This window comes from Leucobacter luti (assembly GCF_050310065.1).
Lineage (GTDB): Bacteria > Actinomycetota > Actinomycetes > Actinomycetales > Microbacteriaceae > Leucobacter > Leucobacter luti_B.
The window spans coordinates 2,830,539-2,843,688 of sequence record NZ_CP190007.1 but is presented as its reverse complement, the minus strand read 5'-3'; the positions used below and the strand labels follow the sequence as shown (position 1 = coordinate 2,843,688).

Here is a 13,150-nt window from a genome sequence, read left to right as displayed (position 1 = left end):
GGGGATGACCGGTCGATCCCGCAGCGTCGCGAACCCCGGCGCGAATGCAGGCGCGAATGCCGGCGGCGCCGCTGTGTTCAGCGGCGTGGTCTTCAGCGCCGCGGTGTTCAGCGCCGTCGTCTTCTACGCCGCGTTCGCTGCGATCCACGTGATCGCCCGCTTCCTCGAGCACCCGCTCGACGCGCCGACGAAGCTGCTGCTCATGCCTGCACTCGCCGTCGGCGTGGTGTGGGCGTCGGCGGGGATCCGGCCGCGGCGGCTCGGGGTGATGGCGCTGCTGCTCGCGGCGATCCTGTTCTCGTGGCTCGGCGACGGGGCGGCGACGTTCTTCCCGATGTTCGAGGACGAGCTGCCCATGATGCTGCTCTGCTTCGGCCTCGCGCACGTCGGCTACGTGCTGCTGATGTGGCGCGGGCGCGGGATCCCGAGGCGAAAGTTCCCGGTCTGGGCGCTCATATACGCGGTGGCGTATGCGGGGCTCATGGTTGTGCTGATCCCGCGCGCCGGCGGGCTCGCCGTGCCGGTCGCAATCTACGGGCTGCTGCTCGCTGGCACGGCGGCGATGGCGTCGCGGTGCGGGCCGGTGATCGCGTGGGGTGGCTTCTGGTTCCTCGTGTCGGACGCGATCCTCGCGTTCCGCATCTTCGTGCCGGAGGCGATGCCCGCGTGGACGAGCGGCGCCGTGATGCTCACGTACACGCTCGGGCAGGGGCTCATCGCGTTCGGGATCGTGGCTGCTACTCGGCGGGGAGCTCTGGCAGGATCCTGAGCAGCTTCCGCACGCCGCGCGTGGTCGTGGCGCCGGCGGCGCGCGCCCGCACCTTGAGTTCGGCGTCGCTCGTGACGATCGTGGAGCGGGATCCGTCGGCCTTGAGGGCCGCGGCCTCGGCGACGATCGAGTCGTCGCCCAGCTCGGGGGCGTCGACGACGCGGATGTGCTCGGAACTCCCGATGCCGCGGGCGACGCCCTCGACGACCATGACCCAGTCGGGGAAGGCACGCTCGAGGCCGGGCGTGTTCGTCTCGGGCAGGTCGAGGAAGCCGGCGCGCACGCCGTGCGGGTCGGCGGCGAGGAGTTCGAGCCGATCCCGCAGCCGGAGGGCGGCGCCGCGGCGATCCCGCCACCAGCCGTTTGGCACGCTGCCGACCACGTTCGCGGCGTCGACGACGACCGTGGGCGTGCCGATGAGGAGCGGCCGCAGCAGCTGCCAGCTCGTCGCGAAGGCGGGGTGGAGCGGGAGTTTTTCGACCTCGTCGAGCTCGACCCAGGCGAGGGCGTGGCTCTCGGGATCCGTGATCTCGGGTTCGAAGGGCGTCGCGACGTCGGCGATGAGCGTCGTGTAGCTCCAGCCGCCGCGATCCAGCACGTGCGTGTACCGGGGAATCACGGCGTTATCGGGAACTCCGGCCTCCTCCTGCGCCTCGCGGATGCCCGCGGCCATCGCGGCCTCGCCCTCGTGGCGCGCGCCCCCCGGGATGCCCCAGGTGTCGCCGTGGTCGCTCCACGTGACCCGGTGCTGCAGCAGGATCGCGCCGCGCTCCCGGTCGTGGGCGAGCAGCCCGGCGGCCCCGAAGCGGCCCCAGTAGCGCCCGCCGTCTGCGGCGGTCACCCAGGCGTCGCCGGGATCGCGGAGGTCGCTCATGCTCTCCAGCGTATCGGCGGCGGACGCCCGGGCGCCTGGATGTTTCGTATTGTGGACCGCCGCGGGGCGGTCGCGGCCTTCCGTTCGGGGCGCTCGGCGCGAGAGAATGGGGTATGGACGTAAGCTCGAACCCGATCGTCGAACTCGACGAGAACACCTGCTGGGAGCGGCTCTCCACGCGCTCCGTCGGCCGGATCGTGACGAACGTCGGGGGAGTGGTCGACATCGCCCCCGTCAACTTCGTCGTCGACGGCCGCTCCATCGTCTTCCGCACCGCCTCCGGCAGCAAGCTCGCGGGCCTCACCGTCAACAGCTCGGTCGTCTTCGAGGCCGACGAGTTCGACCTCGCCGGCGGCTGGAGCGTCGTCGTGCACGGCGACGCGCGCGCCCTCGAGCTCGAGGCCGAGATCGCGGAGGCGGAACGGTTGCCGCTGCGCCCCTACATTCCGACCCTGAAGCCCACGTTCGTGCGGATCGCCGCGCAGTCGGTGACGGGCCGCGAATTCGAATTCGGCCCCGAACCCCGGCGGGAGGACGTGCAAGACGGATGAGCCGCCGCGGCCATTCGCCCCGAATCGCGCCGCGGATTTCGCGGCGTCAAAAATGTGGGTAGGATAGAGGGGTTGCCTCGGCAGCGTCCCGCAGGGGAGGCTCTCGCAGAAACAACGGGCTGTGGCGCAGCTTGGTAGCGCACTTGACTGGGGGTCAAGGGGTCGCAGGTTCAAATCCTGTCAGCCCGACAAAAGCCCCGATCAGAAGCAATTTCTGGTCGGGGCTTTGTTGTTTTCTGGGTCATGTCACCGCAAATGTCACCGCAATCTAGCGGTGACATTTTGCTGTGCCGCGGACATCGGATCGCCAGGTAGCCGCTAATCTCGCTCAATACTCTGTCGATCAAGTTGAACACCTGGGGCTGGGCGGTCGCAGGTTCAAGTGCTTTTCCGCTTCTCGAGTGGAGACTCAACGCCGATCTTCAAACGGGTCGACAACGCTCTGGATACCGTGCTCCGGGCAGGCGAGCGCGATGCGTGCACCTAACTCGTCAGACCCGAAGTTTGGATCGGGAACGCAGTCGTTCCCACGCTCGGAGCATCGTCGATAGTCCTCGCTGGCAGGCACACGAATCGGCACGCCGACTACGCTGTCGATCTCGTTGTAGTCCATGCGCTTAGCCGTTCTCAAACATCGATAGCTCAACACACTCAAGCAGTAGACGGAGCTCCACCCGCAGTGCGGTGCCGTGGCGATCGGGTCTGCTGTAGGAACAGGTGACAGTTCTTGTTAGGCCGCGAGGGCCAGGTTCTTGTTCATGATGGTCTCGAACTCGACGGGCGTCAAACGTCCGAGGCGGGGTTGCCGGCGACGGCGGTGGTAGGTGCGTTCGATCCAGGTCACGATCGCGATCCGCAGCTCTTCACGGGTGGCCCAGGAGCGGCGGTTGAGGACGTTCTTCTGCAGCAGGCTGAAGAAGGATTCCATGGCGGCGTTGTCGCCGCAGGACGCGACTCTGCCCATCGACCCGACCAGCCGGTGGCGGGTCAACGCGCGACGAAACTTCCGACTTCGGAACTGAGAGCCGCGGTCCGAATGCACGATGCAGCCGGCGATGTTACCGCGCAGCTGGGCCGCGTTCTCCAGCGCCTGGACGGCGAGACGGGACTTCATCCGCGAGTCGATCGAGTAGCCGACGATCCGACCGGAGCAGGCGTCTTTGATCGCGCAGAGGTAGAGCTTGCCCTCCGCGGTCCGGTGCTCGGTGATGTCCGTCAGCCACAGTTCGTTCGGCGCCTCAGCGGCGAACACGTGCCGGCTGCGGCCCTTCTCGTCGGTGACGACGCAGAGATCGTCGTGCACGGCGGGCCCGGGCTTCTTCCCGCCCCGGCCGCGCTTCTTGCCGAACACGGACCACCAGCCGTTCGTCGACGTGATCCGCCACGCTGTCCGATCCGACATGGGCTGCCCGGCCTCACGAGCCTCGTCTGCGAGGAGCCGGTGTCCGAACTCCGGGTCATCACGGTGCGCGTCGAACAGGGCGTTCGCGCGATGCGCCTCGTCGAGCTCCCGATCCGTGACCGGGTGCGCAAGCCAGCGGTAGTAGGGCTGACGGGAGAGCTTGAGGACCCGGCACGACACCACCACGGGAATCCCGTCAGCGGCGAGCTCTTTCACGAGCGGGTAACTCATTTTCCCGGCAGATGCGCCTGCGCGAAATACGCCGCCGCACGCCGCAGCACCTCGTTCTCCTGCTCCAACAGCCGGTTCCGTTTCCGCAACTCCCGCAACTCCGCCGAATCCGTCGAGGTCACCCCAGGACGGTTGCCGTCCTCGACATCAGCGGCGCGCAGCCAGTTCTGCAGACAGCTCTCACTGATCCCGAAATCGGTCGCGACCTGCTTGACAGTCACGCCGGCTTCTCGAGCACGGGCAACGCGAACGACATCGTCGCGGAACTCACGGGGAAACGGCTTGGGCATGATGACATCCTCCCAGCAGCGCCACACGGCACCACAGATCAGGTGTCACCTGTTCCTACAGCAGACCCAACCTGGCCCTCGCGGCCTAACAAGAACTGTCACCTGTTCCTACAGCAGACCCCAGTGTCTGACCTCATCGCTATGGTGTGGAGTGCTGGGGTGCGCGTGTTGCTCATAGTCGCGATCCCCGGTAAGAGCCTTGCCGTCTGTCATGAGTGGTTACTAAATGGGGAGAGTTGAATGCGGTTTGTGGAACTCAGCGTGGAGAATTTTCGAGGGCTTAAGCACGTCACCATGCCTTTGTCTAGGTTCGGATGCCTGATCGGGGAGAACAACTCTGGAAAATCGTCAGTCCTGCAGGCGATCCTGCTGCTGATGCCTTCGTCAACACGCAGACCGCGTGCCGAGGAGTTTTACACCGCCGATCAGCCGGTGAGAATTGAACTTCTGGTTGAGGACGTCACTGAGGCTGACCTTGCTCGCATCAAGAACGAAAAGCACCGCTCAGATTTTCGCTCTGTAATTCAAAAGGGGAGCGTGCGCTTCGTGCGCCTCTTCAACCCAGGAGAAACGGGAAGAAGTCAACTCCTGCTGAGCCAGCTTGTTCCCGAGGATGAGCGCTGGAGCGAGGAGGAATTGGCGAAGGTCATCTCAGGTAGGCGCGGTGTCGACCTCCGTGATGCGGTAGTTGCCTTGCTTCCAGAACTAGATCCGACTCTCCCGGAACGTCCCATACAGGCCGACATCAAAGAGGCCCGGCTTGTGGCCATCGCCCAGCTGCCTGACGATCAATTGGTTCCTGGTGACCGCCCCCTGCCTACGGGCATTGACGCGGCAATCAAGGACTTCCTTCCAGAACCGATCTATGTCGAAGCGGTCAAAGACGTAAGTGACGAAGTTAAGACATCGGACTCTGCCACCTTCGGGAAGTTGATCGGAATCCTCATGTCTGAGATTGAGGATCAGCTAGGTGACGTCGAAAAGCAGTTCCGCGAGATTCAATCGAAGTTGAGTCGCGTGATAGGGGCGGACGGGACTGAGTCCGACGACCGCATTCAACGGGTCAAGGACATCGAGTCGACTATTGCCGGGTTCGTGCGCCAGAGTTTCCCTGGTGTCGACCTCAAGATTCACGTGCCCGTACCCAAGATTCGGTCTCTTGTGAACTCGGCTGAAATCCATGCAGATGACGGTCACGCAGGCCCCATCGTCTCAAAAGGCGATGGTCTCAAACGTGCAGTGACATTTGCCATCCTCCGCGCTTATGCCGAGCTTCGGACGCTCCACCCGGATAGTGAAGCCACACATCCGGGCTACTGGCTGCTGTTCGAAGAGCCTGAGCTTTACCTGCACCCGCATGCGCAACGTCAGCTCTTTGCGGCACTGCGCTCCTTCTCTGAAGTCCACTCCGTAATGGTGACAACCCATTCCCCATTGTTCTTCGAGGCGGACGCTACCGAGACTCTCGTCAAGCTAAGCAAAGTCGCTGCTGAGGATGGTGGCATTCCGGTTACAAAGGCTCTTACTGTGCGTCTCGCAGAGAACCTTCCGGCAAAGACTGCGTTTCAGATTGTCTGCCATGAGAACAACAGCATCGGATTCTTCGCACAGCGCGTTGTTCTCGTCGAGGGTGATAGTGACGCTGTGATCTTTCCGATGCTTGCCAAGCTCCTCAACGATGACTGGGACGCTGCAGAGAAAAACATCGCCTTTGCGAGAGTTCAAGGAAAATCGAACATTCAGAACTACCGCTCTTTCTTCGCGAGCTTCGAGATCCCAGTGTCGGTCATCTGCGACCTGGACGTGATCACTGACGGGTTCGAGAGGGTTTCTCCCGGCGATACATTCAAGCAGAGCCGCGACGCGTTGTTGAAGGCGTTGGATGAGTTGGAACCTGCGGGCAAGGAATTGACAAGCTCGCAGGTGAACGATCTTGAGCGAAGCGGCGACACCCGTACTCATCTACGTGAGGCGCGAGAGGCTCACGATTCGGGGCAGACGGCCGTCGCGATCGACTGCCTGGAACGAATCTTCGCCTATGTTCGTCGCTCCGACCGGCTATCGAAACTAGTCAACCCGGCCGCGGGCGGGGAAGTGGCCCAACTCAAGAGTGCGCTGCTAAATGAGCTTGCGAACGAAGGTTGTCACGTGCTTTCTCGCGGCGCGGTGGAGGAGTATTACGCGAGCGCCAATAAGAAGCGTGACAAGGTGAAGCAAGCGGTTGAGTATCGGGCGACTCGCCCCGATCTTGATGCGTATCGGTCGTCACTAGGGGAGAGCGCCGACGCGGTGATCGCTGAGCTCAACGCGATCTTCTCCAAGATCTTCGTGTAACGGACGAGGCAGGGTGCAGCTTCACGACAGCCCTCACGGCTGGCGTTAGTTCTGAAGCCGACCCAGCCGATGCGTGGCTCAGCACCAGACCGACTCTCACCACCGGGCAAGCGTGTCCGCTAGTAATCACCATCTCCTGCAATGTAAATTTTCTGATACAAGCTTCAAAGCGTCAGCACCACCAAAGAAGAGGTTCCATGACCAACTCCACGCCCCCGCAGGCGCAGCGCGTCGCCACGACAGAGAATGTCGTCTGGGCCACCGCAGACAAGTTCTTGCGCAACGTCGTCGAAGAGACCGAGTACGGCGACTACATCCTTCCGTTCACTGTGCTTCGCCGCCTTGAGTGCCTACTGTCAGACACAAAAGCTGAACTCATCGAGGTTGTCGATGCTCTCATTGAGAAGGACACTCCCGTCCGATTCATCGATGCCGAGGTCAAGCGCCGGTTCGGCTTGAGCTTCTACAACACCTCGGCGCTCAACCTCAAAGCCATCGCCGCCACCGACGACCACGTCGAGGCATCTGTGCTCGACTACATCGCCGGTTTCTCGCACAACATCGCCGACATCTGGACCTCATTCGAGTTCCCGCGTCTGGTGAAGAAGCTCGCCGACGCCAACAGACTGCATGCCGTGGTGCGCCACTTCTCTACGCTAGACCTCTCTGCCGAGGCGATGCCGAACACCGCGATGGGTGACCTCTTCGAGAACGTCATGTACCGGGCCTTCGACAAAAAGGGCAAAGCCGCTGGTGCGTTCTACACCCCGCGCGATGCGATCAAGCTCATGGTCGATGTGCTTTTCGCTTCCGACGAGGAGTCGCTGACCGGTCAGAACACCACACGCTCCATCTATGACCCCACCGCGGGCTCAGGTGGCATGCTGTTGGTCGGGAAAGACCACCTCACCGAGCTGAACCCTGACATCGAGGTCAACCTCTTTGGCCAAGAGCTCATGGACTCGGCCTTTGCCCTCGGCAAAGCTGACCTTCTGATTCAGGGTGGGCTGCCCGATGCTATCCGCCAGGGCGACACGCTCATCCGCGACGAGTACGCAGATCGTCAGTTCGACTATGTGCTCTCTAACCCGCCTTTCGGATCCGACTGGGACGTGCAGTACAAGGATGTCCTCGAGCAGTCGAAAACGCCGGGGTCACGCTTCAGTCACGGACTGCCCAGCAAATCCGACGGGCAGATGCTCTTCCTCGCGCATTGCGCTTCAAAGTTGAGCCCCGCTGGAAAGGCCGGCCATGGTGGCCGTGCCGCTGTGGTGTCGAACGCCTCGCCGCTGTTCAACTCCGATAAGGGGCCGAACGCGATCCGCCAGTGGCTCTTCGACGAGGATCTGATCGATGCCATCATCGCGTTGCCGACCCAGATGTTCTACGGCACAGGCATCGCCACCTACGTGTGGATCCTCGACACCAACAAAGAGGCCGAGCGCAAGGGCAAGATCCAGCTCATTGACGGTTCAGGCCTCTGGGACCCAATGCGCAAGCCGATGGGTGACAAGCGCCGCGAGATGAGCGAGCCGAAGCGCAAGCTTGTGCACGAGGCCTACAAAGCGTTTGAGAACGCTGATCCCGCAATTTCGCGTGTGTTCACCAAGGAAGACTTCATGTTCCGCGACGTGACGGTATTCAAGCAGGCTCGCCTGGCGACCGCTATCTCCGAGGAAGCCCTCGAGAAGATCGCCGAGCACAAGAACTACACCGACGCGCACGCCGAAATCATCCGTGGCCTCAGCGACGTCGCGTGGAACGACCTGGCTACCGTCTTCTCGCAGCGCTGCAAGAACGCCGGGCTGAAAGCACCGATCGGGCTGGTCAACATGGTTACTGATGCCCTGGGCGTCCAAGACGATGCCGCACCACTGGCCGTCGACCGCAAGGGCAATCCCGTCTTGCTCGACGGCTGGAAGATCACCGAGCGCGTGCCCATGAGCGACGACCTCGACGACCATATGGCCCGCGAGGTAATTCCGTTCGCCGAAGGGGCCGCGTGGGATGAGTCGAAGGCCAAGTCTGGCAATGAGATCCCATTCACTCGGATCTTCTACGTGCCCGAAGAACCGCGCCCGCTCGAGGAAATTGACGCCGATGTGACTCGCCTCATGGGTGAGCTCGCCGAGATGTTCCAGGCGGTACACAATGATGCGTAATACCGCGCCACTTTGGGCACTTTGCACGATTAATGATGAGACTCTGTCAGATAAGACTGATCCGGGTTACTCATTCAACTACGTCGACATCTCAAACGTGACCGAAGGCTCGATCAGCAGCGAACTCGAATCACTTACGTTCGCTACGGCTCCCTCACGTGCTCGGCGTATCGCTCGTGCTAAGGATGTCATCGTATCGACAGTTCGCACGTACCTCCGCGCAATCGCACAAGTCGGCAAGGTCAAGCAGCAGCGGATCTACTCCACAGGTTTCGCAGTTCTTCGTCCCAACCCCAACGATGCTGATCCTCGGTACGTCGCATACGTGCTGGGATCCAAACAGGTCATGGACGAGATCGTCGCAACTTCCGTTGGAGTGAGCTATCCAGCGATTCAGGCGTCAGTGCTCCATCGCATACGCGTCCCACATCACGATTTCTTTGCGCAGCAACGAATCGCCGATTACCTTGACCGCGAGACCGGTGAGATCGACGCCATGATCGCGAAAATGGACGAACTGGCTGATGCTCTTATGAGCCGTCGTAAACGTTCAATCTCTCACACCGTTACTGGTCAGTCCGGGACGGCTAATCAGAGTTTTCGTGAAGCAACCTGGCAAGGTCGGGTCCCCTCGGATTGGCAACAAATTCGCCTGGGCATGATCCTCTTCCCAACGGAAGAAAAGGTCGGTGATAGATGGAACACTACTCAACTCCTCTCGCTTACAAAAAAGGGAATCATTACGCGTGATCCTGATTCTGGAGAAGGAAAGTTCCCGGCGAGTTTTGAGCAATATCAGGTCATCTACCCCAACGATGTCCTGATGTGTCTCTTCGATATCGACGAAACTCCGCGAACGATTGGCCGCTCACAGCTAGATGGGATGATTACGAACGCATACACGCGCTTCGTGGTGAATGAAGAAGTTGCAGATTCCCGCTTCATCGAATGGGCGTTTACTGCGGTCGACGATGTGAAGGGCCTGCGTCCGCTATACACGGGATTGCGAAAGACCGTCCGTAAGTCGGTGCTTCTCAACGAGCGCTTTTATCTTCCTTCGCTCGCTGAACAGAAGCACATCGCGGACCAGCTCGACGAGATCACCGGCAAGATCGACGCCATGCTGGCCAAGGTCGCCGAACTCAAACAACTACTCACCGAACGCCGGGCGGCACTCATCACCGATGTCGTGACCGGTCGAAAGGAAGTGGCATGAGCCACGCACAAGTGCTCGAGCACGAATTCGAGTCCAACCTCTGCGACGAGCTCGCTCAACGCGGTTGGCTCTACGAGAACGCTGGCCACACAGTCGCTGCCGGCTGGGACATCGCCCGGGCAATGGTGCCAGCGGATGTCTTGCACTGGCTGGCGACCCAGTACCCCGATGAATACGAGAAGGCCGTGCCTGCGGACCTCGTCAATGGCGCACTTGAGCTCGCTCAGAACAAGCTTCTTGACCACATCATCAAAGAGCTGGGCAAGACCACGAAGATGGATCCGATCACCGGGCATCCCGTCGGCGGTCTGCTGGGTGTGCTGCGCCGCGGCTTCAAGTACGCGCAGATCGGCCGACCTGCTGCGACATTCGGCCCGCTCATGGAGTTCCCGCCGGAGAACTCGAATCTGCTCTCGGTCATCGAGAGGTCCGATGCGGTGCGACTGCGCGTGCTGCGCCAGGTGCGCTTCGACACCAAGACCAACGAGACGATCGACGTCGTGCTCTGCGCCAACGGTCTGCCGGTGGTCACACTGGAGCTGAAGACCGACAACACCCAGACGGTCAACCATGCGATCGCGCAGTACAAGAACGACCGCGGGCCCGGCCCGACCCGCGCGCTGCTGCAGCCCGGGCGCGCTCTGGTGCACTTTGCCGTGTCCAATGATCTGGTCTACATGTCGACCAAGCTGCAGGGTGCTGAGACCACATTCTTGCCTTTCAACCAGGGGACCGACGGTCATGCGGGCAACCCGCCCTCGGACACTGGCTCCGCGACAAACTACCTGTGGCGCGAGATTCTTGCCCGCCCGACCTTCATGCGCATTCTGAAGAACTTCGCGCTCTTCGAGCCCAACCGCTCCAAGAAGGGTGACGGTCGACTGGTCTTCCCCCGGTTCCACCAACTGCGCGCAGTGGAACGCGTGGTTGCCGACATCGAAACCCAAGGCCCGGGAGGGAGATACCTCATCTGGCACTCCGCTGGCTCGGGCAAGACCAAGACCATCGCTTGGCTGTCCCACCGGCTCATCCGTCATGTGGGCGCTGACGCACAGTCCACCTTCGACTCGGTCATCGTCGTCACCGACCGCACCGTGCTAGATGAGAACGTCCGAGACGACATGAACCTCGTGCAGTCCAGCATGGGACTTGTCGTCAACATCGGGGATGCAACTGGGGCGAAATCCGAGCAGGCCAAGAAGGCCCTGCTTGCTGGCAACCACATCATCACCTGCACGCTTCAGACGTTCCCCCACGTCATGAAGCTCATCGAGGACTCCGCCGCTTTGCATGGCCGGCGCTGGGCCGTGGTCGCCGACGAGGCGCACTCCTCCCAGTCAGGTTCGACCGCGCGTGCCCTCAAGGGTCTGCTCGTTGATCTCGAACTCGACCCGGACCAAGACATCAGCGCGGATGACCTGCTGGCGGCCACCGACTCGGCTATCGCTGCCAGCTCGAACATCACGTTCATCGCGCTGACCGCGACTCCCAAGGCCAAGACCCTGCGCCTGTTCGGCGCGAAGGTCGATGGCGAAGAGCGCTGGGAAGCATTCGACACCTACACGATGGCCCAGGCCATCGAAGAGCAGTTCATCCTCGATGTGCTCACCAACTATTCGACCTACGACATGTTCCTGCGCGTGAAGAACGCACTTGAAGATGAGGACGACGAGGTCGAGGTTGAGACCGGTCGCGCGGTCAAGGACATCGTGCGCTTCACTCGCCTGCACCCGACGGCCATTGCCCAAAAGGTCCAGGTTGTCGTTGAGCACTTTCGGCGCAACGTCGCCCACATGCTCGGCGGCCAGGCGCGCGCGATGGTCGTCACTTCCGGACGCAAGGAAGCGGTCCTTTGGTCGGAGAAGATGAACGCCTACATCGCCGACAAGGGATACGCCGGCCTGGAGACTCTCGTTGCCTTCTCCGGCGCTGTAAAGAACGATGCCGGCCAGGAAGTTACCGAGATCTCAATGAACGCGCTCGGCGACGTTGCCAAGGCCTTCCGTGAGGAGGACGAGTACAAGGTACTCATCGTCGCCAACAAGTTCCAGACCGGCTTCGATGAACCGCGCCTCATGGCCATGTACGTCGACAAGGTGCTCAGCGACATCGCCACGGTTCAGACGCTCTCACGGCTGAACCGAATGTACCCGGGCAAGTCCGCGCCGATGGTCGTCGACTTCGTCAACAGTCCTGAAAACATCCAGAAGGATTTTGCGCGCTACTTCACGGACGCTCATGTACAGGGAGAGGTCGATGCCAACGCACTCTACGAGCTGTCCGAGCGACTCGACTCCGTGGGCCTCTACACCGAAGCCCAGATGCGCGCGGTCGCGCAGGCCTACATGGACAACGCAGGCGGCGAAGCCATCCAGCAGGCCCTGGGCCCGATCAAATTCGCCTGGAGCAGCGGCCTGCAGAAAGCACGGCTTACCAAGGACAAGGTCCGCTACGAAGAGCTGAAGCAGTTCCGCTCGGATGCCATCAGCTACCGCAACGCCTGGCAGTTCCTCTCCCAGATCGTGGACTACGACGACGAGGATCTGCGCCTTCGTGCCGTACTCATGACACTCCTCGCGCGCAATCTGCACCTCACTCCAGAGGAGTACGACAGCAGCTACATGGATGGCGTGCAGCTCGGGGGAGTGAAGCTCGTCCCGGACAAGGTGAACGCTGACTACCGCGTGGATTATGCCTGGGGAAACGACGTCGCTATCGAGCTCCCGGCCTTTACCACCGAGCCCGGCGGCATCGGTTCGAAGCCTCGAGGCCCCCTCGACGAAGCAATCGAGAAGGTCAATGAGCTCTTCAGCGAGAAGGGCATCGATGCGGATCCCGGTTCCATCTCCGGATTCATCACCGCCTACTGGGGATTCCTCAACGCAGACGAGGAAGCGATCGCTATGGCCAGGAGCAACAACGTTGATCAACTGAAGGGGTCGACCAAGTTCGCGGACGCCAGCGACTATGCGATGTTCCAGGCCTTCCAAGGCACCGACGAGATCAAGAAGGCCCTCGCTGACCCCGAGATGCTTGCGCACATTCTGGCCATCACCGCCGAAAAGATGCACGCCGAACACCATGAGGTGACCGATAGCGATGCCTGACCAGCGAGCGGCAATGGTTGAGATCGCTAGACGGGTGAACAAGGCTCGTCAGGTTGTCGGGTGGAGCCAGAACGAACTCGCTGATCGTGCCGGAGTATCTCGGCCATCCGTAGTTCGCGTGGAGCATGGTTATGACGTCAATACCGCGACGCTCAGCAAGATCGCGGACGTGTTGGGGCTCACTGTACAGGTGACCTCACAGTCTGATTAATCC

Annotated in this window: 10 protein-coding genes and 1 tRNA gene; 8 read left to right on the top strand and 3 right to left on the bottom strand. The window is 61.6% G+C overall.

Annotated elements, in window-relative coordinates:
- The first annotated feature begins 4 nt into the window (after nt 1–4).
- Nucleotides 5–769, top strand: coding sequence for a lysoplasmalogenase family protein (locus ACOPJ3_RS12950; RefSeq protein WP_427869579.1), 765 nt, complete (start codon nt 5–7; stop codon nt 767–769).
- On the opposite strand, the gene ACOPJ3_RS12945 is transcribed toward ACOPJ3_RS12950, so the two are convergent.
- Complete coding sequence (locus ACOPJ3_RS12945) at nt 738–1,643, bottom strand: NUDIX domain-containing protein (protein ID WP_427869578.1); 906 nt, start codon at nt 1,641–1,643, stop codon at nt 738–740. The two genes, ACOPJ3_RS12950 and ACOPJ3_RS12945, sit on opposite strands and share 32 nt — an antisense overlap.
- Nucleotides 1,644–1,756: 113 nt before the next feature.
- Between ACOPJ3_RS12945 and ACOPJ3_RS12940 the strand changes: the two genes are divergently transcribed.
- Nucleotides 1,757–2,194 carry a pyridoxamine 5'-phosphate oxidase family protein gene (locus ACOPJ3_RS12940; RefSeq protein WP_427869577.1) on the top strand — a complete coding sequence of 146 codons (438 nt, stop codon included), beginning with the start codon at nt 1,757–1,759 and terminating at the stop codon, nt 2,192–2,194.
- Between the two features lie 115 nt (nt 2,195–2,309).
- Nucleotides 2,310–2,383: transfer RNA gene (locus ACOPJ3_RS12935), tRNA-Pro, on the top strand.
- A gap of 220 nt (nt 2,384–2,603) precedes the next feature.
- Here the strand turns inward: ACOPJ3_RS12935 and ACOPJ3_RS12930 are convergent.
- Both ACOPJ3_RS12930 and ACOPJ3_RS12925 read right to left on the bottom strand, forming a co-directional pair.
- A complete protein-coding gene (locus ACOPJ3_RS12930) occupies nt 2,604–2,807 on the bottom strand; it encodes a hypothetical protein (protein ID WP_427869576.1) in 204 nt (67 codons plus the stop codon).
- A gap of 117 nt (nt 2,808–2,924) precedes the next feature.
- Nucleotides 2,925–4,117 (bottom strand): IS3 family transposase gene (locus ACOPJ3_RS12925; protein ID WP_427871232.1). Its coding sequence is split into 2 segments (ribosomal slippage): nt 2,925–3,830 and nt 3,833–4,117, totalling 1,191 coding nucleotides; the frame shifts between segments, so codons are not numbered across the junction.
- Between the two features lie 249 nt (nt 4,118–4,366).
- Between ACOPJ3_RS12925 and ACOPJ3_RS12920 the strand changes: the two genes are divergently transcribed.
- From ACOPJ3_RS12920 to ACOPJ3_RS12900, 5 genes are all read left to right on the top strand, one after another.
- Nucleotides 4,367–6,451 (top strand): ATP-dependent nuclease, encoded by a 2,085-nt coding sequence (locus ACOPJ3_RS12920; RefSeq protein ID WP_427869575.1) that lies wholly within the window; start codon nt 4,367–4,369, stop codon nt 6,449–6,451.
- A gap of 197 nt (nt 6,452–6,648) precedes the next feature.
- A complete protein-coding gene (locus ACOPJ3_RS12915) occupies nt 6,649–8,613 on the top strand; it encodes a type I restriction-modification system subunit M (protein WP_427869574.1) in 1,965 nt (654 codons plus the stop codon).
- Nucleotides 8,603–9,829 (top strand): hypothetical protein, encoded by a 1,227-nt coding sequence (locus tag ACOPJ3_RS12910; protein ID WP_427869573.1) that lies wholly within the window; start codon nt 8,603–8,605, stop codon nt 9,827–9,829. Before ACOPJ3_RS12915 ends, ACOPJ3_RS12910 begins: the two co-directional genes overlap by 11 nt.
- Nucleotides 9,826–12,936: a type I restriction endonuclease subunit R gene (locus ACOPJ3_RS12905; RefSeq protein WP_427869572.1), complete on the top strand. Its 3,111-nt coding sequence runs from the start codon at nt 9,826–9,828 to the stop codon at nt 12,934–12,936. The genes ACOPJ3_RS12910 and ACOPJ3_RS12905 overlap by 4 nt, the downstream gene beginning before the upstream one ends.
- The gene (locus ACOPJ3_RS12900) at nt 12,929–13,147 is read left to right on the top strand and encodes a helix-turn-helix domain-containing protein (protein WP_427869571.1); all 219 of its coding nucleotides are present in this window, start codon (nt 12,929–12,931) and stop codon (nt 13,145–13,147) included. The genes ACOPJ3_RS12905 and ACOPJ3_RS12900 overlap by 8 nt, the downstream gene beginning before the upstream one ends.
- Nucleotides 13,148–13,150: the final 3 nt, after the last annotated feature.